Source organism: Micromonospora arborensis, assembly GCF_003205615.1.
GTDB lineage: Bacteria > Actinomycetota > Actinomycetes > Mycobacteriales > Micromonosporaceae > Micromonospora > Micromonospora arborensis.
In genome coordinates, this window is sequence record NZ_PYBV01000027.1 from 4,867 (window position 1) to 31,032 (window position 26,166).

Genomic DNA, 26,166 nt, shown 5'->3' on the forward strand with positions numbered 1-26,166 from the left:
ATCGACATGGCAGGCAGCCACAGTGCCGTCCGGTTGGCCGGGCCGGCGCAGCGGCGGAGGTCAGAGGACCCGCTGCACCCAGCCGTACTCGTCGGCCGCCTTGCCGCGCTGGATGTTCACCAACTGCTCGCGGAGGCTCATGGTGACCCGGCCGGGCTCGCCGCCACCGATCAGGAACTCACCGTCCGGGAAGCGGACCCCGCCGATCGGGGTGATCACCGCGGCGGTGCCGCAGGCGAACACCTCCCGGAGGCGACCGCTTGCCGCGTCGGCCTGCCAGTCGGCGAAGCTGACCGGTCGCTCCTCGACCACGTGCCCGGCCGCGCCGGCCAGCGTGAGGATCGCGTCGCGGGTGATGCCCGGCAGGATCGTGCCGGTCAGCGGCGGGGTGACGATCGTGTTGTCGTCGTAGACGAAGAAGACGTTCATGCCGCCCAGCTCATCCACGAACCGGCGCTCCACCGCGTCCAGGAAGACGACCTGGTCGCAGCCCGCCTCGATGGCCTCGGCCTGGGCCGCCAGCGACGTCGCGTAGTTGCCGCCGCACTTGGCCGCGCCGGTGCCGCCGGGCGCGGCACGGGTGTAGTCCGGAGAGACCCACACGGTGACCGGCTTGACCCCACCGGTGAAGTACGCCCCGACAGGTGAGGCGATCACCATGTAGAGGTATTCGTTGGCCGGGCGGACGCCGAGGAAGACCTCGCTGGCGAACATGAACGGCCGCAGGTAGAGGCTGCCGTCCTCGCCGGTGGGAATCCACTCCTGGTCGATCTCGATGAGCTTGTGCAGCGAGTCGACGAACACCTCGGGCGGCAGCTCCGGCATCGCCATCCGCTGCGCCGAGGTGACGAACCGGGCAGCGTTGGCGTCCGGCCGGAACATCGTCACGCCGCCATCGGCCGTCCGGTACGCCTTCAGACCCTCGAAGATCTCCTGCGCGTAGTGCAGCACCGCGCTGGCCGGGTCCATCGGGATCGGTCCGCGTGCCTCCACCCGGGCGTCGTACCAACCCTTGCCCTCGGCGTAGCGGACCGTGACCATGTGGTCGGTGAAGACTCGGCCGAATCCGGGGTTGGCCAGCAGGGCGGCCCGATCGGCGGCGGATACCGGCGCGGGATTCGGACGGATCTCGAAGTCGAGCTTGTCACCACCGCTCATCGCGCTGACCTCCCTGCGGGACAACGGTATGCGGGACCGCACACCGATTTGGCTGTGCCAGAAACTTACCCCGAACGGTCGTTCAGCGGGTAGCACCGGTCGGGGGAGACAAGGATGCCCGGCCAGGCCGACGCCGGGGCGATCAGGCTACAGCGTGGGCGGCGAGCCGGTCGCCGACCTCTTCGGTACGCAGCGTTACGCCCGGAACCCGGCTGGCCAGCTCGGCGGCGACCGCCGCGTTGACCCGGGCCGCGGCCTCCGGGTGCCCGAGCTGCTCCAGCAGCAGCGCGGCGGAGAGCACCGCGGCGACCGGGTCGGCGATGCCCTGCCCGGCGATGTCGGGCGCCGAACCGTGCACCGGCTCGAACATCGAGGGGTACGCCCCCTCGGGGTTGATGCAGCCGCTGGCGGCCAGCCCGATCCCGCCGGTGACGGCGGCGGCGATGTCGGTGAGGATGTCGCCGAAGAGGTTGTCGGTGACCACCACGTCGTAGCGCTGCGGCTGCGTGACCAGGAACATGGCGGCAGCGTCGACGTGCTGGTATTCGGTGGCGATGTCCGGGTGCTCGGCGGCGACCGCGTCGAAGGTGCGCGCCCAGAGCGACCCGGCGTGGGTGAGCACGTTGGTCTTGTGCACCAGGGTGACCTTGCGCCGCTCCCGGCGGTCGGCGCGGGCGAACGCGTCGCGGATCACGCGTTCCACGCCGTGCCGGGTGTTCAGGCTCTCCTCGGTGGCGACCTCGGCCGGGGTGTCACGGTGCAGCGAACCACCAGCCCCGGCGTAGAGCCCCTCGGTGCCCTCGCGCACCACCACGAGGTCGACCTCGCCCGGCTTCACGTTGCCCAGCGGGCCGGCGACCCCGGGCCAGAGCCGGGACGGGCGCAGGTTGACGTACTGGTCGAAGGCGAACCGAAGCTTGAGCAGCAACCCCCGCTCCAGCACACCGGGCGGGACGGTGGGGTCACCGACCGCACCGAGCAGGATCGCGTCGTGCCCGGACAGCTCGGCCAGGACCGAGTCGGGCAGGACCTCTCCGGTACGGTGCCAGCGGGCCGCACCGAGGTCATACTCGGTGGCCTCGACATTGGGTAGCACCGCGTCGAGGACCTTGCGGGCCTGCGCGACCACCTCGGGCCCGATGCCGTCCCCGGCCACCACCGCGATCCGCGCCACGACCGCACTCCTCTGCTCAACGGTTTCCGTCCGGGCAACGGTACGTCGCCGTCCCGCCTCCCGGTACGCGACGTCCAACATTTGGGATGAGCGAATGCACAGCACCCTCACAGCTAGAACTCATGAGGTGGTCATCTCGGCTGCCTACCGTGGTGGTCGGCGGGTCACGGCGGCCTGCTGACGACCGGTCGCGACGACGCGGCGCCAAGTGCGAGAGGGCAGATGCCATGCGCATCGACGAGCAGCCGCGGACCCGGTGGCCGGACCCGTCCGCGTTCCGCAACCGTCGGCCCGACCTTCGACTCGGCGGTCGCCGGCACCGCATCGACCCGACCGGCGCCACCGAAGGCCGGATCGCGGTGCAGCACACCGTACGCACCGCGACCGCCGAATACACACTCCTGCTCAACGCCCCCGAGTGGCTCGGCCGCCGGGGCGTGGGCGAGGCGCTGCGGGACAGCGTCGCGGAACTGCGTGCCATCGACCTCACCTACGGCCCCAACCGGCCGGAGAGCCTGGTCTCCCGCCTGCGTCGAGGCGAGATCGGCCCCGACTCGTACCCACCGCTCGCCGACCTGGTGGACCGCTGCGCGGCGATGCGCGCGGCCACCGACGGGTGGTTCGACGCCTGGGCGGTGCCCGGCGGCTTCGACCCGGGCGGCCTGCTCGGTGGCTGGGCGGTGGAACGCGTCGCCGAGAGGCTTCGGGCGGCCGGCATCCACGACTACGCCGTACTCGCCGGCGCTGACCTCGTTGTCCGCGGTCGTGCGCCGCACGGCGGGCCCTGGCGGGTCGCGGTGCATCACCCGACCACGCCCGAGCGCGCGCCGCTGGTGCTGGAGATGACCGCGGGCGCGGTCGGCACCTCCGGGGTGAGCGGGCGGCAGGGGCACGTGGTGGACCCGCACACCGGCGAGCCGGCCGACCAACTCGTCGCCGCGACCGTCGTCGGGCCCGACCTGACGATCGCCGACGCCTACGCCACCGCGCTCTACGCCGCCGGGCCCACCGGCCTGGCGTGGTTCAGGGGCAACTCCGACTATCGCGCGCTCTTCGCACACCGGCGCTGAGCGGGACCTGGCCGCGGCGAGGCGGGCACGCGGCCGCGCTCCGGCCGGTTCCGCCCTCGGCAGCCCCCGGGTCAGCGGACATGCGATCGGCCCCCACGCTCTCGGCAACGACCGTGGGGGCCGGTCAGCGACGAGTGCGCGTGGCTCGCACAACCGAGGGGTGCGGACCGGTCGGGCCGGACGTCGACCGCGCCACCCGAAGACGGGCCGGCGCCTCGAACTCGGCCAGTGACCGCAGTGCGTACGCTAGCGAATCGACGCAACTCTACGCAAGAGTCTCTACAGCGGACCGTCGCGAACGGAAGCTGCGCACATCGGCGGTTGACCGGCGGCGAGGCAGTTTCGACATGGTGAACGGCGGATGGCACGCTATCCGCCGTGACTTTCGATCTGAGCGTGTGGGCCCTGGAGGACGGGGCGACGCCCGAGGACGTGCGGACAGCGGTCGACGGTTGCCGGCAGGGGCGACACGTGGACCGTTACCCGGACCCGCGGGTGGTCAGCTTCTACCGGGCGATCACCGCCTCCTATCCGGACCGTCACCCCGGGGCGGACAGCCCGTGGGCGGTGGCACCACTGCACGCCGCTCACGACCATGTCGAGCTGAACCTGCACCCGACCTGCGCGGACCAGGTGCTACTGGACATCGAGCGGCTGGCCGGCGAGCACGGGCTGATGCTGTTCGACCCGCAGGACGGCTCGGTCTACCCGCCCCCGGCCCGACTGCCCGGCTGACCCGGCCCAGCGCAGGATCGACCCCACCCCGGGCGTACGACAAGGGGCCCAGCGGATCGCCGGGCCCCCATGGTGCTTGCCGTTGACTACTCGTCGCGCAGGTCGGCGGCGCTGGCCGCCGTGGCACCGATCGAATCGGCGGCCGAGGTGAGCAGGTCGGCGCCGAGCGCCTGGTCGACGGTGAGGGTCATCAACGTCTCGCCGCCCGCCTCACGCCGGGCCACCTGCATGGCGGCGATGTTGATGCCCGACTCGCCGAGCAGCGTGCCGACCGTGCCGACGACACCGGGCCGGTCGACGTAGCGCAGGAAGAGCAGGATGCCCTCCGCGCCGATCTCCACGTCGAAGCCGTCCACCTCGGTGAGCTTGAGGATGTCCCGTGCACCGGAGTGGGTGACCGTGCCGGAGACGCTGACCGTCCGGCCGTCCGGCAGCGCGCCACGCACCGTGACCAGGCTGGGCTGCTCGGCCGTCTCGGCCAGGGACACCAGGGTGACCTCGACGCCACGCTCGGCGGCCAGGTGCGGGGCGTTGACGTAGGTGACCTGTTCCTCGACCACGGAGCTGAACAGCCCCTTGGTGGCGGCGAGCTTGAGCACCGACACGTCGTGGCTGACGATCTCACCGCGTACCTCGACCGAGACGCTGGCGGCGACCCCACCGGCGACCGCGGTGAATGCCCGGCCCAGCTTCTCCGCCAGCGGCAGCAGCGGCCGGACGTCCTCGGCGACCACGCCGCCGGCCTGCACGTTGACCGCATCCGGCACGAACTCGCCCTGCAGGGCGAGCTTGACGCTCTTGGCCACGGCGAGACCGGCCTTGTCCTGCGCCTCGTGGGTGGAGGCGCCGAGGTGCGGGGTGGCCACCACGTTGTCGAAGGCGAACAGCGGCGACGACGTGCACGGCTCCTTGCTGTACACGTCGACGCCGGCGCCGGCGACCCGACCCTCGGCGATCGCGTCCGCGAGCGCCTGCTCGTCGACCAGCCCACCACGAGCGGCGTTGATGATGCGAACGCCGGGCTTGACGATCGCCAGCTCCTTCGCACCGATCAGGCCGACCGTCTCCGGCGTCTTCGGCAGGTGGATGGAGATGAAGTCGCTCTCCCGCAGCAACTCCTCCAGCCCCACCAGGCGTACGCCGAGCTGCGCCGCACGAGCCGGCTGGATGTACGGGTCGTACGCGATCAGCCGGGTGCCGAACGCGGCGATGCGAGACGCGAAGAGCACCCCGATGCGACCGAGCCCGACCACGCCGACGGTCTTGCCCTGCACCTCGACGCCTGTGTACTTCGACCGCTTCCACTCCCCCGCCTTGAGCGCGGAGCTGGCGCTGGCGGTGTTACGGGCCACGGCGAGCAGCAGTGCGACGGCCTGCTCGGCGGCGGAGACGATGTTGGAGGTGGGCGCGTTGACGACCATCACGCCCCGGGCGGTGGCGGCCGGCACCTCGACGTTGTCCAGCCCGACACCCGCGCGGGCGACCACCTTGAGTCGCGGCGCGGCGGCGACCGCCTCGGCGTCGATCTGGGTCGCGCTGCGCACGATGACGGCGTCGGCCTCGGAGAGCGCCGAGAGCAGGGCCGGACGGTCGGTGCCGTCGACGTGACGGACGTCGAAGTCGTGGGCGAGCACCTCGATGGCGGCGGGGGCGAGTTCTTCGGCGATCAGTACGACAGGATTCATCGGTCCTCGTAGAGGTCGTGTTTGCGATCGGCGCGGGCGGCCGGGCGCCGCACTGCGCCCTGCGCTGATCCGTGCCGTGGCCGTCAGGTGCCGGCTGCGCACCTACCCGCGATCGTAGGGGCCTCGCTGGCCGGCATGTTCCGGTCTGCGGGGTGAGGGCCCTCACACGCCGGGTCGGCCGACGGACATCGGCCGTTCACCTGACCGACATGGTTGCCCTCGCCGGCTACCACCGGAGGCACAGCCCCTCCGGGAGGAGCCGCCCGTGTCGCTCGCCGTGCGCAGCACGCTGCTCCGACGGCTGACCCGGATCGATCTTCCGCGGTTCGGTCCGAAGCTGGCCGAGGCGTTGGTCACCCGGTCCCACCAGGTGAGAGTCCGACGTGCTTTCGTGCCCCCGGCGCACCGCCGCGGCAAGGGAACGCAACGGCCAACGGCCGGCGACCCGCGCTGGGGAGAGCGCTGGGTCACCGGCCGCCGGTGGACCACCAGCCGTCGGGGACGGCTGGACGGTGCCGCAGGATGCGTCAGGCGGTCTCGGTGATCGGGCGGTCGACCCAGCTCATCATGCCGCGCAGCTTCTTGCCGGTCTCCTCGATCGGGTGCGCCGCGCCCTCGGCCTGCCACTTGGTGAAGTTGGGCCGGCCGGCCTCGTCCTCGGCGACCCACTCGCGGGCGAACTCGCCGGACTGGATCTCGCCCAGGATCTTTCGCATCTCGTCCTTGACCCGGGAGTCGATGATGCGCGAGCCACGGGAGAGGTCTCCGTACTCGGCGGTGTCGGAGATGCTGTAACGCATCTTCGCGATGCCGCCCTCGTACATGAGGTCGACGATCAGCTTCAGCTCGTGCAGGCACTCGAAGTAGGCGACCTCCGGGGCGTAGCCCGCCTCGGTGAGCACCTCGAACCCGGTCTGCACCAGCGCCGAGGCACCACCGCACAGCACCGCCTGCTCGCCGAAGAGGTCGGTCTCGGTCTCCTCGGTGAAGGTGGTCTTGATGGCGCCGGCGCGGGTGCCGCCGATCCCCTTGGCGTACGCCAGCGCGAGCGCGAGCGCGTTGCCGCTGGCATCCTGCTCGACGGCGACGAGACAGGGCACGCCCTTGCCGTCGGAGTACTGGCGGCGGACCAGGTGCCCGGGGCCCTTCGGCGCGACCATCGCCACGTCCACCTCGGCCGGCGGCTTGATGAGGCCGTAGCGGATGTTGAAGCCGTGACCGAAGAAGATCGCCTTGCCGGGAGTGAGGTGCGGGGCGATCGACTCGGTGTAGATGGAGCGCTGGGCGGTGTCCGGCGCGAGCACCATGATCACGTCGGCCTCGGCGGCGGCCTGCGCCGGCGTGACCACCCGAAGGCCCTGCTCCTCGGCCTTGGGACGGCTCTTCGAGCCCTCCGGCAGACCGATCACCACGTCGACACCGGAGTCCCGCAGCGACAGCGCGTGGGCGTGGCCCTGGCTGCCGTAGCCGATCACCGCGACCTTCTTGGCCTGGATCAGGCCGAGGTCGGCATCGTCGTCGTAGTACACCTCAACGCTCATGAGAACTTCCCTTTCGGTACGACGGCCCGTTGGCCCGTCGTGGTTGGTGCGGATGGGTCGGTTCACGCGGCCCGGAGCGCGGGACCGGCGGTGATCGAACGCGAGCCGCGCCCGATCGCCACCAACCCGGACTGGACCATTTCCTTGATGCCGTAGGACTCGAGGTCGCGTAGCAGCGCGTCGAGCTTGTCTGGGGTGCCGGTGGCCTCGATGGTCAGCGTGTCCGGTGCGACGTCGACCACCCGGGCGCGGAACAGGTTGACGGTCTCCAGCACCTGGGACCGGGCGGACCGGTCGGCGCGGACCTTCACCAGCAGCAACTCCCGGGCGACCGAGACCTGCGGATCCAGCTCAACGATCTTGAGCACGTTGACCAGCTTGTTCAGCTGCTTGGTGACCTGCTCCAACGGGGACGACTCCGCGTTGACCACGATGGTGATCCGGGAGACGTCCGGGTTCTCGGTCTCGCCCACGGCGAGACTGTCGATGTTGAACCCGCGCCGGGAGAACAGGCCGGAGACCCGGGCGAGGACACCCGGTTTGTTCTCCACCAGCACGGACAGGGTGTGCATGGTCATGCCACGGCCTCGCTTCGCTCACTCATGTCAGATGTCATCCTCGTCGAAGGTCGGGCGGACGCCGCGGGCGAACATGATCTCGTCGTTGCTGGTGCCGGCGGCGACCATCGGCCAGACCATCGCGTCCTTGCCGACCACGAAGTCGATCACCACCGGGGCGTCGTTGATCTCCATGGCGGCGGCGATGGTCTTGTCCACGTCCGCCGCGTTCTCGCAGCGCAGCCCGATGCAGCCCAGCGCCTCGGCGAGCTTCACGAAATCAGGAATGCGGTGCTTGTGGGTGCCGAGGTCGGTGTTGGAGTAGCGCTCGTTGTAGAACAGTGTCTGCCACTGCCGGACCATGCCGAGATTGCCGTTGTTGATGACGGCGATCTTGACCGGGATGCCCTCCAACGCGCAGGTGGCCAACTCCTGGTTGGTCATCTGGAAGCAGCCGTCACCGTCCACGGCCCAGACCACCGTGTCCGGCTTGCCGACCTTGGCGCCCATCGCCGCCGGCACCGCGTAGCCCATCGTGCCGAGGCCGCCGGAGTTCAACCAGGTGTACGGCTTCTCGTAGGAGATGAACTGGGACGCCCACATCTGGTGCTGGCCCACCCCGGCGACGAAGATCGCGTCGGGGCCGACGATCTCGCCCAGGCGCTTGATCACGTACTGCGGGGAGAGCGTGCCGTCGGCCGGCTCGTCGTAGCCCAGCGGGTAGCGGTTGCGCAGGTCGTCCAGCTGAGTCCACCAGTCGCCCAGATCGGTGGTACGCCCCGCCGACCGTTCGACCGTCACGGCGGCGATCAGCTCGTCGATGACGTGCTTGGCGTCCCCGACGATCGGCACGTCCACGTGCCGGTTCTTGCCGATCTCCGCCGGGTCGATGTCCGCGTGGACCACCGTCGCGTCCGGGGCGAACGAGTCCAGCTTGCCGGTGACCCGATCGTCGAACCGCGCACCCAGCGCCACGATCAGGTCGGCCTTCTGCAGGCCGTAGACCGCGGCGACCGTGCCGTGCATGCCGGGCATTCCCAGGTGCTGCTGATGCGAGTCGGGGAACGCGCCGAGCGCCATCAGCGTGGTGACGACCGGGATGCCGGTCAGCTCGGCCAGCCGGCGCAGCCCGTCGGTGGCGCCGGCCTTGAGCACCCCGCCGCCCACGTACAGCACCGGTCGGCGGGCGGCGGCCATCAGCCGCGCCGCCTCCCGGATCTGCTTGCCGTGCGGGTGCAGGGTGGGCCGGTAGCCCGGCAGATCCAGGGTGGGCGGCCAGGCGAAGGTGGTCGGCGCCTGGAGCACGTCCTTGGGAATGTCGACCAACACCGGGCCGGGTCGTCCGCTGCTCGCCAGGTGGAACGCCTCGGCCAGCACCCGCGGGATCTCCTCGGGGCTCTGGACGAGGAAGTTGTGCTTGGTGATCGGCAGGGTGATGCCCTGGATGTCCGCCTCCTGGAAGGCGTCCGTACCGATCGACGGACGAGCCACCTGCCCGGTGATCGCCACCATCGCCACCGAGTCCATGTACGCGTCGGCGATCGGGGTGACCAGGTTCGTCGCGCCCGGGCCGGAGGTGGCCATGCAGACACCGACCTTGCCGGTGGCCTGCGCGTAACCGGTCGCCGCGTGCCCCGCACCCTGCTCGTGCCGCACCAGGATGTGTCGGACGGTGGAGTCGTAGAGCGGGTCGTAGGCCGGCAGGATCGCGCCGCCCGGGATGCCGAAGACGACGTCGACACCAAGCGCCTCAAGGGACCGCACGAGGGAGCCGGCCCCGGAGACCTGGGCCGAAGTGGAGGGCCGTACCGCCGGAACGGTCGGGGTGGCCGCGCTGCGCGCGGCGGCCGGGTCGACGTCGACGCTCGGGTCGGCGGCCGCGCGGGCCCGGCGGGCGGTGTGGGCGAGGGTCTCTGGCGTGGGTCTCGTCATGGCGGTTCTGGCCTTCGGCTGGAGTGGCTGGTGGCTAGTCAAGCGATGCGACACGGGCGGGGCCCGCCTCGCCAGGTTCCGATGGCAATAAAAACGGCCCTCGTGCAGATGCACGGGGCCAGCGCACTCTCGATGAGGGAGAGTGCGCTCAGGTAAGTACTCGCAGCGACCGGTACGACGACATGCGGCTAAGCCTGACGCATCTCACGCGATGAGTCAACTGATCCCACATGTTGGTTAACGGAGTTCGGCGCGTCGGCTCGCGACGCGCCCTCGGCAGACGGGGTGACCTGCCCAGACCCGCGCGCAACATGGCGTGGCGCGGGCGGTGACGCGGGTCGCGCGCCCGGCGAGGTCGCCGCCTCCAGCATCGCCTCCAGGTGCTCGGCCGGCACCCCCCAGCCGAAGAGCGCGCCCTGGCCGAACCGGCAGCCGGCGGCCACCACCGCAGCCAGCTCGGTCGGCGTGGTCACCCCCTCGGCGATCACCTCCAGCCCCAGCTGATGGCCCAGTCGCATGACGATGTCGACCATCGGCGCGAACGCCGGACCGTCCTGTCCGACCGGGCGGACCGGCTCGTGCTCGGCCACCAGACTGTGGTCGATCTTCAGAATGTCGATCGGCAACCGGCGCAACTGCCCCAGCGAGGAGTAGCCCGCCCCGAAGTCGTCAAGCGCGATCCGGACACCGGTCAGCCGCAGCGCGGTCAGCCGCCGGATCAGCTCGTCCAGGTCGGTCGCGACCGCGTGCTCGGTAACCTCCAGCACCAGCCGCTGCGGCGGCACGTGGTGGGCGCGCAGCGCCTCGGCGACCTGGACCACGTACTCCGGGGCGTGCAGCTCACGCGGGGAGACGTTCACCGACACCCAGACGTCGTGCCCGTCCGCCAGCCAACGGGAGAGCTGGTAGCAGGCCTGATGCAGCACCCAGGCGCCCAGCGGGGCGATCATCCCGCACTCCTCGGCGAGCGGGATGAACTCGTCCGGACCGACGTTGCCCAGCTCGGGGTGGTGCCAGCGCAGCAGCGCCTCAGCGCCAACCGGCCGCACCGACGGCAGCGACGCCACCGGTTGGAAAGCCAACCGCAGCTCGTCGCGGTCGATGGCGCCACGCAGTTCGTGCTCCACCGTCGTACGTCGGCGCAGCAGTTGGTCGTACACGGCGTCGTAGCGTTCGATCCGGTTCTTGCCGCGCTGCTTGGCGTAGCGCAGGGCCAGGTCGGCGTGGCGCAGCAGCAGCTCCACATCCGGCTCGTCGGTCCACCCGGCCACCCCGATGCTCACCGACAGGAAGACCGGCCCCTCCGGCTCGTCGTACGGCCGGTTGAGCACCCCGAGCAACCGCTCGGCGACCCGGTCCGCCTCGGCTGCTCGGCCCTGCATGAGTACGGCGAACTCGTCACCGCCCAGTCGGGCGGCCACGTCGCCGGGGCGCAGGTTGCCGCGCAGCCGCCGACCCACCTCGGCCAGCACCGCGTCGCCCACGTCGTGGCCACGCATGTCGTTGACGTTCTTGAAGCCGTCCAGGTCGAGACCGAGCAGCACGCACGGGGTCCCCGCCGCGGCGCTGTTGTGCAGTGCGCGGAGCAGCCCGCGACGGTTGGCCAACGACGTCAGCGGGTCGGTGTGCGCCAGCTCGCGGAAGTGCGCCTCCCGCTCGGCCAGGCGGTCCGCGTACCCCCGGACGTCGCGGAGGGTGAGGTATTGCCGAGCCACCAGGGCGAAGCCCTCGACGCTGCCGGCCAGGATGCCCGCCGCGGTGAACCGGCCGTCCTGGGCGAGGTGGTACATCGCCGAGGCGGCCATCGCGAGCATCGGGGCGATCGCGTACTCGCCGTCGCGACCGACGAGGTCCACCTCGACCTGCCCTGGCCGGTCGGCCCGGTGCACGGCGAGCGCGACGGTCAGCAGGCCGGTGGCGAGCACCGCCGCGCCGGTCAGCGCCATGGTCGGCCCGGCCTGACAGAGCCCGGCGCTGAGACCCAGCCCACCGCAGCTCACCGCGCTGATGCCGAAGCCGAGCGCCGCGAGCCGTCCGCGTGGGCTAGCGGCCCGGAAGATGACGATCACGGCGAGCCCGGCGCCGAGCGCGGCGCTCACCGTGGCCACCAGGATCGCCGGACAGGCCATCGGGGTGGCCGCGCCGAGCAGCCGGGTGGGCTCGGAGAAGAGCACCCAGCCGACGAACCACAGCGCGGCTGCCATGACCAAGCCGTCCAGGGCGAGACGTGAGGTTCCCGCAGCGGTGGCGGCCACCCCGGGCAGCCGGAGCAGACCGGCCGCGAAGGCCAGCCCGCTCACCGCCGCGCCGATCGCCACCGCGGTCGCCCAGCCCGTCCGCTGCCCCTGCTCGTGGGCCCAGTGCTCGTTCGCGCTGAGCGCGGCGGCAACCCCGACGAGCAGGCTGAGCAGGGCACCTCCGGCGGCCGCCGCGAGCAGCACGTGTGCCGGCCGACGCGGCCCCGTGCGCCGCCGGGCGACCACGGTCAGCAGGACGGCGGCCGCAGTGGCGACGAGCCCGCTGAGCGCCGCGACAGCGACCATGCCCGGGGGGAGTTGCACGCTCCAAGAGTGCCGGATGCGCGCGCGCCGTGGGGGGTTGGGTGTGCATCTGTTGGGACACGGCGCATACGGGGGAGGGTTGGCGCGGCGGCGGTGTCATGCTGGTACGTATGCCTGAGCTGCGATCGAGGACTTCCACACACGGTCGGACGATGGCCGGCGCCCGGGCCCTCTGGCGGGCCACCGGGATGACCGACGACGATTTCGGAAAGCCGATCGTCGCCATCGCCAACAGTTTCACCCAGTTCGTGCCTGGTCACGTACACCTCAAGGACATGGGTGGCCTGGTCGCCGACGCGGTCGCCGAGGCCGGCGGGGTGGGCCGGGAGTTCAACACGATCGCGGTCGACGACGGCATCGCGATGGGCCATGGCGGCATGCTCTACTCGCTGCCCAGCCGCGAGTTGATCGCCGACGCGGTGGAGTACATGGTCAACGCGCACTGCGCGGACGCCCTGGTCTGCATCTCCAACTGCGACAAGATCACCCCCGGCATGCTGCTGGCCGCGTTGCGCCTCAACATCCCGACCGTCTTCGTCTCCGGTGGCCCCATGGAGGCCGGTAAGACGATGGCCATCGAGGGCGTCGTGCACAGCAAGATCGACCTGATCGACGCGATGATCGCCTCCTCGAACGAGGCGGTCACCGACGAGCAGCTCGGCGAAATCGAACGCTCCGCCTGCCCGACCTGCGGCTCGTGCTCCGGCATGTTCACCGCCAACTCGATGAACTGCCTCACCGAGGCGATCGGCCTGGCGCTGCCCGGCAACGGTTCGACGCTGGCCACCCACGCCGCGCGGCGGTCCCTCTTCGTCGAGGCGGGCCGCACCGTCGTGGAGATCTCCAAGCGGTGGTACGAGGGCGACGACGACTCGGTGCTGCCGCGCACGGTCGCCTCCAAGGCCGCGTTCGAGAACGCGGTCGCCCTGGACGTGGCGATGGGCGGCTCCACCAACACGGTGCTGCACCTGCTCGCCGCCGCCCGCGAGGCGGAGATGGACTTCGGCGTCACCGACATCGACGCCATCTCCCGGCGGGTGCCGTGCCTGGCCAAGGTCGCACCGAACTCGCCGAATTACCACATGGAGGACGTGCACCGGGCCGGCGGCATCCCGGCGATCCTCGGCGAACTGGATCGGGCCGGGCAGCTCAACCGGGACGTGCACGCCGTGCACTCCCCCTCGCTGGCCCAGTGGCTGACCGACTGGGACGTGCGCGGCGGTTCCCCGACGCCGACGGCGGTCGAGCTGTTCCACGCCGCCCCGGGCGGGGTGCGCACCACCGAACCGTTCTCCACCACCAACCGGTGGTCCACGCTGGACACCGACGCCGCCGACGGCTGCATCCGCGACCGCGAGCACGCATACTCAGCCGACGGCGGGCTGGCCATCCTGCACGGCAACCTGGCCCCGGAAGGCTCCGTCGTGAAGACCGCCGGCGTGCCGGACGACTGCCTGACCTTCCGCGGCCCCGCGAAGGTCTACGAGTCGCAGGACGACGCGGTGACCGCGATCCTCGCGAAGCAGGTCGTCGCCGGGGACGTCGTGGTGATCCGGTACGAGGGCCCGAAGGGCGGCCCCGGCATGCAGGAGATGCTCTACCCCACCTCGTTCCTCAAGGGGCGTGGGCTGGGCCGCTCCTGTGCGCTGCTGACCGACGGCCGATTCTCCGGCGGCACCTCCGGGCTCTCCATCGGGCACGTCTCCCCGGAGGCCGCCTCCGGTGGGCTGATCGCCCTGGTCCGCGACGGCGACGAGATCGTCATCGACATCCCCGGTCGGTCCATCGAGCTGAACGTGCCGGCCGACGAGTTGGAGGCGCGGCGGGTGGCCGAGGAGAAACGCGACAAGCCGTACACCCCGACCGACCGGCAGCGCCCGGTCTCGGCGGCGTTGCGCGCGTACGCCTCGATGGCCACCTCGGCCAGCGACGGCGCCTACCGCCGCGTCCCCGAGTAGCCGACGCGGGCCCGCCCGCGCTCGCTCGATCGACACGAGATCGCCGATATCGGGGCATCAAGTCGACGTGGACACCGCGATATCGGCGATCTCGTCTCGATCAACGCTGTCGGACATGCCTCAGGTAAGTCGGAGGTCGCGCAGGTCGGGGCCTTTGGCGAGGAGGCGTACGCCGTCGCAGTCGTGTCGGTGCACGGCGCAGCCGGCGCGGGTAAAGCGAACGGTGATCACCTGTCCGGGGTGCTGGGCCGCCAGGCGTAGCAGTTCCGGCTCGGGATCGGCGACGTCACGCGACCCGGAGCAGGGCACCGGGATAGGCGCCTTCGGGTCGGTTGGAGCGGCCCCGGCGACAGCGTCGGTCAGGCACTCGACGCACCAGGAGAGCGCGGCGGCCAGACTCGGCCGGTAGGGGAAGTCGTCGGGGCGGACAGTTGCGTCAAGCGGCTGCACCTCGACCGACCAGCGCAATCCGTCGGCCAGCAGTGGGTCTGCGGCGTTGTGCCGCAGGTCGCAGACGGCCACCACAAGCGCCAGGTCGAGGCCGAGAGCGAGCCGCAGCAGCTCGGGCAACGGCGGCGCGTCCGGACGTGCCGCCACCACGATCAGGCGGCCGGCCGCCGTGCCCCGGCCGGCGTGGCGCACGTATTCCCGCACCGGGTCGGCCCCGGCCCAGGGCAGGGTGACGTAACCGTCGCGTAGGTCCCGGTCGATGTCGTGCCCGCCGTCGGCGTCGCGGAGGTCCTCGGGCCGCGCGCCGAGGACTGCCGCCCAGGAGCCGAGCCGGTAGCGGTCCGGGAGCTGCACGACGGGCCGGCCGTTGGGTTGGGTGGCGACCAGCGGCGCGACCTCGGGTGTGCCGGCCTGCCAGGCCAGGTGCACCACCCGGTGCCGCAGGTCGGTGACGGTGACCGACACGGTCTTAACCAGACGGTGTGTCTCGCGGCACGAGGACCGGTGGATGGCGAAGCGACAGACTGACCAGCAGCAGCGCAAGGGTCGGGCGAGGAGCGGCACGACCCGCGTGACCGACCTTCGTCGCAGGGTCTCCACCAGGGAGCAGCGGCAGACCATCCTCGCTGTCACCAACGATAAATCGACTGAGCGGGACTATCTTGAAGGGCTTCGGCGCGTGCCGTGGCTTGCGCACCGCCTCGTCGTGGCGGTGGAGAAAGGCTCGCCCATCGACGCGGTGCGAGGCGCTGCTCGACGGCGTGACGAAAGCGACTTCGACCAGGCCTACGTCATCTGCGACGTCGACCACTACCCACCAGAGCTTTCAGAGCGAGAAGCGCGACACCATGCCGTGACTCTTCTCTGGTCGAACCCCTGCTTCGAGGTCTGGCTCATCCTGCACCTGGACTTGTGCACCCGTTACCTGGAAGACGCCAAGAGGGCGGAGGCCCTGCTTCGCAAGCAGCTTCCGCACTGGGACAAGACCAAGCTCGACTTCGACGACTTCCGCAAAGGCATCGAGGCCGCTATCGGACGGGCGCAGACGCTGCCCCCTCCGCCTGCCGCGAACCCGTCAACCGCAGTCTGGCGGTTGGCGCTGGCGCTTCGCGGATAGTGGCCCTGCCTGAACATCACGAGTTCGCCGATGTGGCGGTGTCCGAGCTGCGCGGATACCGCTATATCGGCGAGATGGTGTCGATCATGAATGCGCCGCTACGACGTGGTCGATCACCAGGTGGGCGGCGCCGGTGATGCCGATGTCCTGGCCGGTGGCGACCCGCTCGATGAGCAGGGTCTGGGTGGCCAGCGGGAGGCACCGCTCGTAGAGGGTGGCCCGCATGCTGGCCAGCAGCGGCTCACAGTCGGCGAGCCGACCACCGATGGCGACCACCTGCGGGTTGAAGAAGTTGACCACGACGGCCAGGATCTCGCCGATGGCTCGGCCGGCCTGTCGGGCGAGCGCCGTGGCGTGGCGGTCGCCGTCGTCGATCAGGCGGATCACACCGGTCAGGTCGGAGACCGGTATGCCCTGGTCGCGTAGCGCGGTGACCAGGGCCGCGCCGCTGGCCACCGCCTCCAGGCAACCGGCGTTGCCGCAGGTGCACGGTGGCGCGGGGTCCGCCACGACCCGGCAGTGGCTGATGTCCCCGGCCGCCCCCTGCGCGCCTCGGTGCAACCGTCCACTGGAGATCACACCGGAGCCGATCCCGGTGCCAGCCTTGATGTAGACGGCGTGGTCCAACTCGGAATGAGCGGTGCGGTGCGCGCCGAGTGCCATCAGGTTGGCGTCGTTGTCCACGATGACCGGCACGTCGACCCGGCCGGCGCAGAACGCGGCGACGTCGAAGCCGTTCCAGCCGGGCATTCGGGACGGGCTGACGATCCGTCCGGTGGCGTGCTGCACCGGACCGGGAATGCCGATGCCGAGACCTCGCAGCGCGCCCGCAGCGCCGTCGGCCGTCGTCGAGCCGGTCGATGGCGAGGCGACGCCGGAGGCCGTCGAGGCACTGGAAGGGGCAGCCAACGCGGCGACCTCGGCCAGCAGCGCGCCGAGCACCTGCTCCGGGCCGTCCTCGATGCGGACCGGCAGGGTGCGGCCCTGGACCACCCGTCCGGAGAGATCAAGTGTGCCGACGCGTGCGTGATGTGCGCCGAGGTCGATGGCGCCGACCACGGCCCCGCCGGTCGGCACGGCCAGTTGGCGGGGTCGTCGCCCACCCCGGGACCGTCCGGCGCCGGTCTCCTCCAGCAGCCCCTGGTTGATCAACGCCTCGACTCGCTGGGAGACCGTCGAGGGGGACAGACCGGAGAGGCGGGACAGGTCGGCCCGACTAACGGCCGCACCGGTGGCCACCCAGCGCAGTAGCTCCCGGGGGCCGCCCCGGAGGACATCGCGTGGCGCCTCGTCAATCGTCACGTCAGCTTCTTAGCACCCGGAGTTTGTTCAAGCAACCGGTTGACTTAGTTTGCTGGCTACCTTTAGATGGCGCTGTTGGTTCGATATGAAGCTGGCTTAGTTTTGTAGTCGAAGAAAGTGAGGCCGCCTGGTGGCACCGGAGACGACGGGTGCGGACCGACCGATGGTGTCGGTACGCGGCCTGCACAAGTGGTTCGGTCCGCTGCACGTGCTCAAGGACATCGACCTCACGGTGGCCGCGGGCGAGGTGGTCGTCGTGGTCGGGCCGTCCGGCTCGGGCAAGTCAACCCTGTGCCGCTGCCTCAACCGGCTGGAGACGGCCGGACAGGGCAGCATCGAGATCGACGGTGAGCCACTGCCGGCCGAGGGCCGCGCGCTGGCCCGGCTGCGCGCCGACGTCGGCATGGTCTTCCAGTCCTTCAACCTCTTCGGCCACAAGACGGTGCTGGACAACATCACCCTCGGCCCGACCCGGGTCCGCAGGGTCGCCCGGCCCGAGGCGCGTCAGCAGGCCATGGCCCTACTGGAGCGCGTCGGAATCGCCGACAAGGCGAACCACCACCCGGCCCAGCTCTCCGGTGGGCAGCAGCAGCGGGCGGCAATCGCCCGGGCCCTGGCGATGCAACCGAAGGTGCTGCTCTTCGACGAGCCGACCTCGGCCCTCGACCCGGAGATGGTCAACGAGGTGCTCGACGTGATGGTCTCCCTCGCCGCCGAGGGGATGACCATGATCGTGGTCACCCACGAGATGGGCTTCGCCCGCCGCGCCGCCGACCGGGTCGTCTTCATGGACGACGGCCGCATCGTCGAATCCGGTGCCCCCGACGACTTCTTCGCAGCTCCGCGTACCGAGCGGGCCCGCGACTTCCTTTCCAAGATCCTCCAGCACTAGCCCCCAACGGGAGGGTGTCATGTCAATCCTCAAGATGAACTTCACCGGGCGGCGCTCGCTCGCCCTCACCGCCACCGCCGTGGCGGTGGCCCTTGCCGCGACCGGCTGTGGCGGCGACAGCGGCAGCAGCGCTCCGACGCTGCCCGGCAACCCCGGTATGGGCGGCGACGGCGTCATCGCCCAGTCGGTGTACGACGCCGCCCCGGTCGCCACCGACGCGGACATTCCGGCGGGCTCGACCATGGAGGCGATCCGCAAGCGCGGCTACCTGAACATCGGCGGATCCCTGGACGCGCCGCTGCTCGGCCAGCAGAACCCGGTCAGCGGCACCATCGAGGGCTTCGACGCCGACATGGCGAAGCTGCTGGCGAAGTACATCATCGGCAAGCCCGAGGTGAAGACGACGACCATCGGCACCCAGACCCGGGAGGCCATGCTCCAGGCCAAGTCGGTGGACGCGGTCTTCCAGACGTACACGATCACCCCGCAGCGGGCCACCCAGATCGCCTTCGCCGGGCCGTACCTCACCTCGGGTCTGGCTGTCGGGGTCCGCAAGGACGACACCGCGATCAAGAGCGTCAAGGACCTCGCCGGCAAGACCGTCATCGTCGGGGCGAACACCCCTGCGGTCACCGCGTTGCCCTCCGCCGCCCCCGGCTCGAAGCAGATCGCCTTCGGCACCGACCCGCAGGCGCTGCAGGCCCTGCTGCAGAAGCGCGGCGACGCGTACGTGCAGGACTTCACGCTGCTCGCCTCGGGCGCCAAGGCCAACCCGGGGATGAAGGTGGTGGGCGAGCCGTTCACCACCGAGGCGTACGGCATCGGCCTCAACCGGGAGGACACGCAGTTCAAGGAGTTCGTCAACAACTGGCTCAAGAAGATCCAGGCCGACGGCACGTGGGCGAAGGTCTGGGAGGGCACCCTCGGCTCGGTGGTAGAGGGTGGGGCGCCGACCCCGCCAGCCCTCGGTTCCGCCGACGGCTCCTGAGCGACCTCCCGTACCGATGGACGCCCTCACCGCCCACCTGAGCGAGTTTGGCCACGGCCTGGTCACGACGGTCGAACTGACCGTCGTGACCACCGTCGGCGCGATGCTGCTGGGCATCGTCGTGGCCACCCTGCGAATCGCCCCCGTACCGCTGCTGCGCGCCATCGGCACGGCGTACGTCGAGGTGTTCCAGAACCTGCCGTTGCTGGCCCTCCTGGTGCTCTTCGTCTTCGCGTTGCCGACCATCGGCATCACGTTCCCGTTGTTCACCTCCGCCGCGATCGTCATCGCCGTCTACGAGGGGGCGTACCTGGCCGAGGCGATCCGCGCCGGGATCAACACCGTCGGGGTCGGCCAGGCCGAGGCGGCCCGGGCCATCGGGCTCACCTTCGGGCAGTCCCTGCGGCACGTGATCCTGCCGCAGGGACTGCGGGCGGTGATCCAGCCGATCGGCAACATCTGCATCGCGCTGCTGATGAACACCTCACTGGCCGCCGCCGTCGGCGTGGTCGAGCTGACCCAGGCGGCCAACAACGTGAACCTGGTCGAGGCTCAGCCGATCGCCGTCTTCACCGGCGCGGGCCTCGCCTACATGCTGCTGGCGCTGATCATCGGTCAGGTCACCGGCCTGCTCGAACGAAGGCTGGCGATCGTCCGATGAACAAGACGCAACAGATCCTCTTTGACGAGCCCGGCCCCCGTGCCCGGCGACGGATCCGGATCGCCACCGTGCTGGGCGCCGTTCTCCTGGCCGGTGCCCTGGTCGCGGCCGTCTACCAGTTCGCCAGCCACGGCGAGTTGGCCGCCGCCCGGTGGGAACCGTTCACCACCTGGCCCATCTGGCGGTACCTGCTCAACGGCCTGTGGGCCACGCTGCGCGCCGCCGCCGCGACAGCCGTGCTCAGCTCCGCGCTCGGGTTGCTGCTGGCGCTCGGCCGGCTGTCGACGCATCGACCGTTGCGCTGGCTGGCCGGCGCGTACGTGGAGATCTTCCGGACCGTTCCCACGTTGCTGCTGATCTACGTGACGCTGTTCGCCCTGCCGCAGTACGGGATGAACTTCCCGCTCTTCTGGAAGCTCGTGGTGCCGCTGGTGGTCTCCAACTCGGCGGCGTTCGCGGAGATCTTCCGGTCCGGCATCCTGGCCCTGGACCGTGGGCAGACCGAGGCGGGCCTCGCGATCGGGCTGCGCCGCGGGCAGGTGATGGCGCTGGTGGTCCTGCCACAGGCGCTGCTCCAACTCGCCCCGTCCCTGGTCAGCCAGCTGGTCGGGCTACTCAAGGACACCTCGCTCGGCTTCGTCGTCAGCTACACCGAGCTGCTCTACAGCGGGCAGGTGCTCTCCTCGTACACCCACCTGCTGATCCAGACGTTCCTGGTGGTGGCGCTGATCTACCTCGTGGTCAACGCCTCGCTGTCGAAGTTCGCCCGCGTACTCCAAGCCCGCAACAATCGAGGGACAAGAACCCGGTGACCATTTTCCGCTACGCCGAGCTGGCTCGGGTCGTCCGCAACGGCTTCGTTGAAAGCAGGCACTACGGCAGTGTCGTCGTACTCGCCCCGGACGGCGAGGTCGCCCTCGCCGCCGGCGTACCCGACGAGCCGGTGCTCCCCCGCTCCACCCTGAAGCCGGTGCAGGCGTTGGCCTGTCGGGTCGCCGCGGGTGACGAGCTGACCGGCCCGGCGCTGGCGCTCGCCGCCGGCAGCCACACCGGCGACGACCGGCACGTCGAGGTCGTCCGGGCGATGCTGGCCGGGGCCGGTCTGACCGAGGACGCGCTCGGCTGCCCGGTGGACTGGCCGGAGGACGAAGCGACCCGGGACCGGCTGATCCGCGCCGGCGGACAGCGCGACCGGATCCGAATGAACTGCTCCGGCAAGCACGCCGCGATGCTCGTCGCCTGCGTCGCGCAGTCCTGGAACACCCACGACTACCTCGACCCGGACCACCCGCTCCAGCGGGAAACCGCCGCCGCCGTCGCCCGGCTGGCCGGCACGCCGATCGCGCACCACGCGGTCGACGGCTGCGGCGCACCGCTGTTCGGTCTGCCGCTGACCGGCCTGGCCCGCACGTTCCAGGCGCTGGTCACCGCGCCTGCCGGCAGCGACGAGGCGCTTGTCGCGCAGGCCATGCGCCAACACCCGGAGTACGTCGGCGGCTGGCACGGGCACCCCAACACCGACCTGATGCGGGCGCTGCCCGGCGTCCTCGCCAAGGGCGGAGCCGAGGGCGTGCTCGCGGTGGCCGCACCGGACGGTCACGCGGTGGCGGTGAAGGCGATCGACGGTTCACCCCGCGCCACCACCGCCATCGCCCTCGCCGCCCTCGACGCCGTCGGCGTACCGGTCGGTGGGGCCGACGCGCTGCGCCAGGTGCCGGTGCTCGGCGGCGGCGTACCGGTCGGCGCCGTCACCGCCGTCATCGACTGGACTGCGGCATCGTCTCGCACGTCTCGCACGGAAAAGGAAGAGTCATGAACACATTCGAGATCTGCATCGACAGCGTCGAAGGGGCGGTTGCCGCCGAGGAGGCCGGCGCCGACCGGGTGGAGCTGTGCTCCGCGCTCTTCGACGGCGGGTTGACCCCCAGCCTGGGCACCATCGAGACGACCCTGCGCGCCGTCACCCGGATCCGGGTGCACGTGATCGTCCGGCCCCGGGCCGGCGACTTCATCTTCTCGCCGTTCGAGATCGAGGCGATGGAGCGGGACGTACGGGCGGCGGTGGCGGCCGGCGCGCACGGCATCGTGATCGGCGCGCTGACCGCCGAGGGTGACGTCGACGTACCGACCACCCGTCGGCTGATCGCCGCCGCCGGCGACGCCAGCATCACCTTCCACCGTGCGTTCGACATGACCCGTGACCCGCACGCGGCGCTGGAGCAGCTGATCGAGTTGGGTGTGCAGCGGGTGCTCACCTCGGGTCAGGAGGTCAGCGTGCTGGAGGGTGCTCCGCTCATCGCCGACCTGGTGCGCCGGGCCGCCGGGCGGATCATCATCATGCCGGGTGGCGGCATCACCCCGCGCAACATCGCCCGGATCGTCGAGGCGACGGGCGCCGACGAGTACCACTTCGCGGCTCTGGTCAGCTCGGACAGCCCGGCCGTGCACCGCAACCCGGCACCGCTGATGGGCGGCAGCCTGAACCGCCCCGAGTACGAGCGGTCGGGCACCTCCGGGGCCCTGGTCGGCCAGGTGCTCGCCGCCGCCCGCGCCTGATCGGTCGCGCTCCCGGCGCGTTGATCGCGCTCGATCCACGATGTAGTGGCCTTCCCGACTGGGGAGGCCACTACTTTCATGTTCGAGCGCGATCATGGGTCTTCGGCAGCTCACGCCAGGTTGGGTTGTACGACCCGGCCCCACGATCTTGCACTTTCCGTGCCGACACAACGGGCATCCCACCCATATCGACAACCGAAACTGCAAGATCGAGGCTTACCTCGCGCGCTGAGTGGTGCGCGATCTCAGCCGACGTCGTTGACGCAGCGCAGCACCGGGCGGGCGGTCAGCGCAGCCTCGTCCAGCAACTCGTCGGCCTGCACGATGAACGTCGTCGACTCGCCCGGCAGCAGGGTGACCAGGGCCTTGTCGACGGACGCCGACGGGTCCAACCGGTCCGGGAAGAGCGTCAGGTCGCGCAGCACCGTGCCGGCCGTGACCCGGACCCGCTGCCCACCGTCGAACGGCTCGACCGTCGCGTCCCACGCCGCCGCCGGCCAGTCCACGTCCCGGTCCTCGGCGAAGAACCACAGGGCGCGCTGGGCGGTGGCACCGGCCTCCGCGACCAGCAACTCGCGTCGCCCCTCGTCCGGCCGCGCCAGGTCAGCCGGCAGCGCCAGCACCACCGAGGAGTACGCCGGGACGTCGAGGTCGACCGAGGTCTTCGCCCTCGGCTCCCCGGTGAGCGTGAACCGGGTGACCGCAGTCGGCGCGGTCCATGCCTCGGCGGTCTCGTTGACCGCGACCAGGGCGAGGCCGCCGTCGCGGGGCTGCACGGTGAGCAGCCGATCGGCGTACGCGTGGCGCAGCGCGTACCACAGGGGTTTGCGACGACCGTCGCCGTCGACGGCGGACCAGGAGGTGACCGGCCAGCAGTCGTTGAGCTGCCAGACGATGGTGCCCGCGCAGACGCCCCGGTGTGAGCGGAAGTGCTCGACCCCGAGTTGGATCGCTCGGGCCTGGTTGAGCTGCGTCAGGTAGTGCCAGTCGTCGAAGTCCGCCGGGGCGGGCAGGTGCGCGTCGAGGCCCCGCTGGAGCTTGGCGTCGCCGTCGGCCGCCTTCTGGTGGTGCGCCATGCCCGGTGAGTCGTGCGCCAGGGGTTCGTCGCTGAGCGTCCGGCGGAGGGTCGCGTACGCCGGTGGGGCCTGGTAGCCGAACTCGGCGACGAAGCGCGGCACGTACTCCCGGTACCTGGTGTAGTCGTCGGTGTTCCACACGTCCCAGATGTGGGTGGTGCCGTGCGCCGGGTCGTTGGGGTGGATCGCCTCGGAGCCCGACCAGGGGCTGCCCGGCCAGTACGGGCGGGTGGGGTCGAGTTCACCGACGATTCGGGGCAGCACGTCGAGGTAGTAGCCGCGCCCCCAGGTACGCCCCGCGAGGTCCTGCTGCCAGTCCCAGTCGTGCCAGCCCCAGATGTTCTCGTTGTTGCCGGTCCAGAGCACCAACGACGGGTACGGCGCCAGCCGGGTCACCTGCTCGGCGGCCTCGGCGGCCACCTCGGAGCCGAACGGTTCCTCCTCCGGGTAGGCCGCGCAGGCGAAGAGGAAGTCCTGCTGGACGAGCAGCCCACGCTCGTCGGCGAGGTCGTAGAAGTCGGCCGACTCGTACCGGCCGCCGCCCCAGACGCGCAGCATGTTGACGTTGGCCGCGATGGCCTGGTCGAACCGCTCGGCCAGCCGGTCCCGGGTGATCCGGGTGGGGAACACGTCGTCCGGGATCCAGTTGACCCCGCGGACGAAGACGGGAACGTCGTTGACCGACAACGCGAACGGGGTCCCGTGTTCGTCCGCGGTGGTGTCCAGTCGCACCGAGCGGAAGCCGATCCGGTGCGACCAGGCGTCGAGGGCGTCGCCGTCCGGCCCGTGCAGGGTCACCTCGATCGGGTGGCGCATCTGCTCGCCGTACCCCCGGGGCCACCAGAGCGCGGGCTCGCGGACGGTGAGGGTCAGCACGGCGGTGCGCTGCCCGGCCGGGATGACCACGTCGGCGCTGGCGCCGGCGACGTCCGCCCGGACGGTCAGCGGGACGTTCGCGGCCCGCTCGACCTCGACGTGCAGCTCGACCTGGCCGTCGCGGCCGTCCATCGTGACCAGTGGGCGGACGGTGGCCAGTCGGGCGGTGGACCAGGCGTGCAGGCTGATGTCCTGCCAGATGCCGGCGGTGACCAGGGTCGGCCCCCAGTCCCAGCCGAAGTTGCAGGCCATCTTGCGGATGAAGTGGAACGGCTCCGGGTAGGCGTTGGGCCGGTCACCGAGCCGCTCCTGCTGCGCCTCGGCGTAGCGGTACGCGGAGTCGAACGTGATGGCCAGCTCGTTGTCGCCGTCGCGCAGCACCGACCGGACGTCGAACCGGTAGCCGCGGTGCATGTTCTCGGTGCGGCCGACCTCGACACCGTTGACGGTGAGCGTGGCCACGGTGTCCAGGCCGGCGCAGACCAGGTCGACCCGGTCGTGGTGCCCGGTCGGGCGCCGGAAGCTCGTCCGGTAGTGCCAGTCGGTGCGCCCGATCCAGGCCAGCGCCACCTCGTTGTCGTCGAGGTAGGGGTCGGGGATCAACCCGGCGTCGAGCAGGTCGGTGTGCACACAGCCGGGCACGGTCGCCGCCACGGCCTGCCCGGCAATCTCGGCCGGCACCTGCGGTCCGGGTGCCGCACGCAGGGTCCAACCGTCGTAGAGTGCCTGTCGGCTCAACACTTCACCGCACCTTATGCATCGAAAAACGTTGACTGAACCGGATAAGCTAAGCCACCGTACGGTTCGGAATCCGGACGGTCAACGGCCAGAGAGCGAAGGAGCACGCCGGTGAAGCGGCCGACCATCGCCGACGTCGCCCGGCACGCCGGGGTGTCCAAGGGTGCCGTGTCGTACGCGCTGAACGGGCAGCCCGGGGTCTCCGAGGCCACCCGGCAGCGCATCCTGGCCATCGCCACGGAGATCGGGTTCAGCCGCAGCAGCGCTGCCCGCGCCCTGTCCGCCGCCACCGCCGGGGCGGTCGGTCTGGCCCTGTGCCGACCGGCCCGGATACTCGGCATCGAGCCGTTCTTCATGGCGCTGATCAGTGGCGTCGAGGCCGAACTCTCCGCCCGCTCGTACGCGCTGACCCTCCAGGTGGTGGCCGACCCCGACGCGGAGATCGCGGTCTACCGGCGCTGGTGGGGCGAACGTCGGGTGGACGGGGTGCTCGTCTGCGACCTGCGCACCGACGACCGGCGCATCCCCGCACTCGAGCAGTTGCAACTGCCGGCGGTGGTGATCGGCGGGCCCAGTGGCACGGGTGACCTGGGCAGTCTCTGGTCCGACGACGAGGCCGCGTTGACCGAGACGGTGGAATACCTGGTCGCGCTCGGGCACCGGCGGATCGCCCGGGTCGCGGGCCTGGCCGACCTGCGGCACACCGAGATCCGTACCGACGCCTTCGCCGCGCTCTGCCAGCGGCTCGGCCTGGTCGACGCGGTCACCGTCTGGTCGGACTACACCGGCGAGGAGGGTGGCCGGGCCACCCGCCGACTGCTCAGCTCGGCCCACCGGCCCACCGCGGTCGTCTACGACAACGACGTGATGGCCATCGCCGGGCTCTCCGTCGCCCAGGAGATGGGGCTCACCGTGCCCGGCGATCTGTCCATCGTGGCCTGGGACGACTCGCCGCTGTGCCGCCTGGTGCATCCGCCGCTGACCGCGCTGGGCCGGGACATCCCGGCGTACGGCGCGCACGCCGCCCGGCAACTGCTCGCCGTCATCGCCGGGCAGCCGGCGAGCCGGGTGCAGGACGAGACGCCACAGCTCACACCCCGGGGCAGCACCGCGCCGCCCCGGGAGAGGTGAACCGGTTC

At 71.0% G+C, this 26,166-nt stretch carries 21 protein-coding genes; 11 read left to right on the top strand and 10 right to left on the bottom strand.

Annotated elements, in window-relative coordinates:
• Positions 1-60: 60 nt before the first annotated feature.
• Positions 61-1,158, bottom strand: coding sequence for a branched-chain amino acid aminotransferase (locus C7C45_RS20785; RefSeq protein ID WP_110565365.1), 1,098 nt, complete (start codon positions 1,156-1,158; stop codon positions 61-63).
• Positions 1,159-1,300: 142 nt separating this feature from the next.
• Entirely contained in the window at positions 1,301-2,332 is a 1,032-nt protein-coding gene (locus C7C45_RS20790; RefSeq protein WP_110565366.1) for a 3-isopropylmalate dehydrogenase, read from the bottom strand.
• 227 nt (positions 2,333-2,559) lie between these two features.
• Between C7C45_RS20790 and C7C45_RS20795 the strand changes: the two genes are divergently transcribed.
• Together C7C45_RS20795 and C7C45_RS20800 are read left to right on the top strand one after the other, a co-directional pair.
• Positions 2,560-3,402: an FAD:protein FMN transferase gene (locus tag C7C45_RS20795; protein ID WP_110565367.1), complete on the top strand. Its 843-nt coding sequence runs from the start codon at positions 2,560-2,562 to the stop codon at positions 3,400-3,402.
• A gap of 378 nt (positions 3,403-3,780) precedes the next feature.
• Positions 3,781-4,137, top strand: coding sequence for a hypothetical protein (locus tag C7C45_RS20800; RefSeq protein ID WP_110565368.1), 357 nt, complete (start codon positions 3,781-3,783; stop codon positions 4,135-4,137).
• An 86-nt stretch (positions 4,138-4,223) separates the two neighbouring features.
• Here the strand turns inward: C7C45_RS20800 and serA are convergent, their stop codons facing one another.
• The 5 genes from serA to C7C45_RS20825 form a co-directional block, all read right to left on the bottom strand.
• The gene (serA, locus tag C7C45_RS20805) at positions 4,224-5,822 is read right to left on the bottom strand and encodes a phosphoglycerate dehydrogenase (protein WP_110565369.1); all 1,599 of its coding nucleotides are present in this window, start codon (positions 5,820-5,822) and stop codon (positions 4,224-4,226) included.
• Between the two features lie 527 nt (positions 5,823-6,349).
• A complete protein-coding gene (gene ilvC, locus C7C45_RS20810; RefSeq protein WP_110565370.1) occupies positions 6,350-7,363 on the bottom strand; it encodes a ketol-acid reductoisomerase in 1,014 nt (337 codons plus the stop codon).
• Between the two features lie 62 nt (positions 7,364-7,425).
• Positions 7,426-7,941 carry an acetolactate synthase small subunit gene (gene ilvN, locus C7C45_RS20815; RefSeq protein WP_110565371.1) on the bottom strand — a complete coding sequence of 172 codons (516 nt, stop codon included), beginning with the start codon at positions 7,939-7,941 and terminating at the stop codon, positions 7,426-7,428.
• 27 nt (positions 7,942-7,968) lie between these two features.
• On the bottom strand, positions 7,969-9,852 hold the full coding sequence (locus tag C7C45_RS20820; RefSeq protein ID WP_110565372.1) for an acetolactate synthase large subunit: 1,884 nt from the start codon (positions 9,850-9,852) through the stop codon (positions 7,969-7,971).
• Positions 9,853-10,040: 188 nt separating this feature from the next.
• Positions 10,041-12,395, bottom strand: coding sequence for a putative bifunctional diguanylate cyclase/phosphodiesterase (locus C7C45_RS20825; protein WP_425271154.1), 2,355 nt, complete (start codon positions 12,393-12,395; stop codon positions 10,041-10,043).
• Between the two features lie 128 nt (positions 12,396-12,523).
• On the opposite strand from C7C45_RS20825, the gene ilvD reads away from it, so the two are divergent.
• Entirely contained in the window at positions 12,524-14,371 is a 1,848-nt protein-coding gene (gene ilvD, locus C7C45_RS20830) for a dihydroxy-acid dehydratase (protein ID WP_110565374.1), read from the top strand.
• A gap of 120 nt (positions 14,372-14,491) precedes the next feature.
• On the opposite strand, the gene C7C45_RS20835 is transcribed toward ilvD, so the two are convergent.
• Complete coding sequence (locus tag C7C45_RS20835) at positions 14,492-15,286, bottom strand: hypothetical protein (protein ID WP_110565375.1); 795 nt, start codon at positions 15,284-15,286, stop codon at positions 14,492-14,494.
• Positions 15,287-15,329: 43 nt separating this feature from the next.
• Between C7C45_RS20835 and C7C45_RS20840 the strand changes: the two genes are divergently transcribed.
• Positions 15,330-15,938 (top strand): RloB family protein, encoded by a 609-nt coding sequence (locus C7C45_RS20840; protein ID WP_110565376.1) that lies wholly within the window; start codon positions 15,330-15,332, stop codon positions 15,936-15,938.
• Between the two features lie 84 nt (positions 15,939-16,022).
• Here C7C45_RS20840 and C7C45_RS20845 read toward each other — a convergent pair whose 3' ends face one another.
• Complete coding sequence (locus C7C45_RS20845; RefSeq protein ID WP_208641238.1) at positions 16,023-17,240, bottom strand: ROK family transcriptional regulator; 1,218 nt, start codon at positions 17,238-17,240, stop codon at positions 16,023-16,025.
• Between the two features lie 163 nt (positions 17,241-17,403).
• On the opposite strand from C7C45_RS20845, the gene C7C45_RS20850 reads away from it, so the two are divergent.
• Genes C7C45_RS20850 through C7C45_RS20875 form a run of 6 tightly spaced genes read left to right on the top strand, consistent with a single transcriptional unit; the run spans position 17,404 to position 22,337 of the window.
• On the top strand, positions 17,404-18,132 hold the full coding sequence (locus C7C45_RS20850) for an amino acid ABC transporter ATP-binding protein (RefSeq protein ID WP_110565516.1): 729 nt from the start codon (positions 17,404-17,406) through the stop codon (positions 18,130-18,132).
• A gap of 19 nt (positions 18,133-18,151) precedes the next feature.
• Positions 18,152-19,120 (top strand): glutamate ABC transporter substrate-binding protein, encoded by a 969-nt coding sequence (locus C7C45_RS20855; RefSeq protein ID WP_208641239.1) that lies wholly within the window; start codon positions 18,152-18,154, stop codon positions 19,118-19,120.
• A gap of 16 nt (positions 19,121-19,136) precedes the next feature.
• Positions 19,137-19,781 carry an amino acid ABC transporter permease gene (locus C7C45_RS20860; protein WP_110565377.1) on the top strand — a complete coding sequence of 215 codons (645 nt, stop codon included), beginning with the start codon at positions 19,137-19,139 and terminating at the stop codon, positions 19,779-19,781.
• Positions 19,778-20,593, top strand: a complete 816-nt coding sequence (locus C7C45_RS20865; protein WP_110565378.1) for an amino acid ABC transporter permease — start codon at positions 19,778-19,780, stop codon at positions 20,591-20,593. Before C7C45_RS20860 ends, C7C45_RS20865 begins: the two co-directional genes overlap by 4 nt.
• A complete protein-coding gene (locus tag C7C45_RS20870) occupies positions 20,590-21,597 on the top strand; it encodes an asparaginase (RefSeq protein ID WP_110565379.1) in 1,008 nt (335 codons plus the stop codon). The genes C7C45_RS20865 and C7C45_RS20870 overlap by 4 nt, the downstream gene beginning before the upstream one ends.
• Entirely contained in the window at positions 21,594-22,337 is a 744-nt protein-coding gene (locus C7C45_RS20875; RefSeq protein ID WP_110565380.1) for a copper homeostasis protein CutC, read from the top strand. The genes C7C45_RS20870 and C7C45_RS20875 overlap by 4 nt, the downstream gene beginning before the upstream one ends.
• A 245-nt stretch (positions 22,338-22,582) precedes the next feature.
• Here C7C45_RS20875 and C7C45_RS20880 read toward each other — a convergent pair whose 3' ends face one another.
• Complete coding sequence (locus tag C7C45_RS20880; protein ID WP_110565518.1) at positions 22,583-25,027, bottom strand: glycoside hydrolase family 2 protein; 2,445 nt, start codon at positions 25,025-25,027, stop codon at positions 22,583-22,585.
• Between the two features lie 111 nt (positions 25,028-25,138).
• Between C7C45_RS20880 and C7C45_RS20885 the strand changes: the two genes are divergently transcribed.
• Complete coding sequence (locus C7C45_RS20885; RefSeq protein ID WP_110565381.1) at positions 25,139-26,158, top strand: LacI family DNA-binding transcriptional regulator; 1,020 nt, start codon at positions 25,139-25,141, stop codon at positions 26,156-26,158.
• Positions 26,159-26,166 lie beyond the last annotated feature (8 nt).

Bases quoted from the DNA above. Each gene is read 5' to 3' on its own strand.
- C7C45_RS20820 (WP_110565372.1), bottom strand. From the start codon at position 9,852: ATGACGAGACCCACGCCAGAGACCCTCGCCCACACCGCCCGCCGGGCC.
- ilvD (WP_110565374.1), top strand. From the start codon at position 12,524: ATGCCTGAGCTGCGATCGAGGACTTCCACACACGGTCGGACGATGGCC.
- serA (WP_110565369.1), bottom strand. From the start codon at position 5,822: ATGAATCCTGTCGTACTGATCGCCGAAGAACTCGCCCCCGCCGCCATC.
- C7C45_RS20795 (WP_110565367.1), top strand. From the start codon at position 2,560: ATGCGCATCGACGAGCAGCCGCGGACCCGGTGGCCGGACCCGTCCGCG.
- ilvN (WP_110565371.1), bottom strand. From the start codon at position 7,941: ATGACCATGCACACCCTGTCCGTGCTGGTGGAGAACAAACCGGGTGTC.
- C7C45_RS20850 (WP_110565516.1), top strand. From the start codon at position 17,404: ATGGTGTCGGTACGCGGCCTGCACAAGTGGTTCGGTCCGCTGCACGTG.
- ilvC (WP_110565370.1), bottom strand. From the start codon at position 7,363: ATGAGCGTTGAGGTGTACTACGACGACGATGCCGACCTCGGCCTGATC.
- C7C45_RS20860 (WP_110565377.1), top strand. From the start codon at position 19,137: ATGGACGCCCTCACCGCCCACCTGAGCGAGTTTGGCCACGGCCTGGTC.
- C7C45_RS20855 (WP_208641239.1), top strand. From the start codon at position 18,152: ATGTCAATCCTCAAGATGAACTTCACCGGGCGGCGCTCGCTCGCCCTC.
- C7C45_RS20840 (WP_110565376.1), top strand. From the start codon at position 15,330: ATGGCGAAGCGACAGACTGACCAGCAGCAGCGCAAGGGTCGGGCGAGG.
- C7C45_RS20875 (WP_110565380.1), top strand. From the start codon at position 21,594: ATGAACACATTCGAGATCTGCATCGACAGCGTCGAAGGGGCGGTTGCC.
- C7C45_RS20865 (WP_110565378.1), top strand. From the start codon at position 19,778: ATGAACAAGACGCAACAGATCCTCTTTGACGAGCCCGGCCCCCGTGCC.
- C7C45_RS20785 (WP_110565365.1), bottom strand. From the start codon at position 1,158: ATGAGCGGTGGTGACAAGCTCGACTTCGAGATCCGTCCGAATCCCGCG.
- C7C45_RS20825 (WP_425271154.1), bottom strand. From the start codon at position 12,395: ATGGTCGCTGTCGCGGCGCTCAGCGGGCTCGTCGCCACTGCGGCCGCC.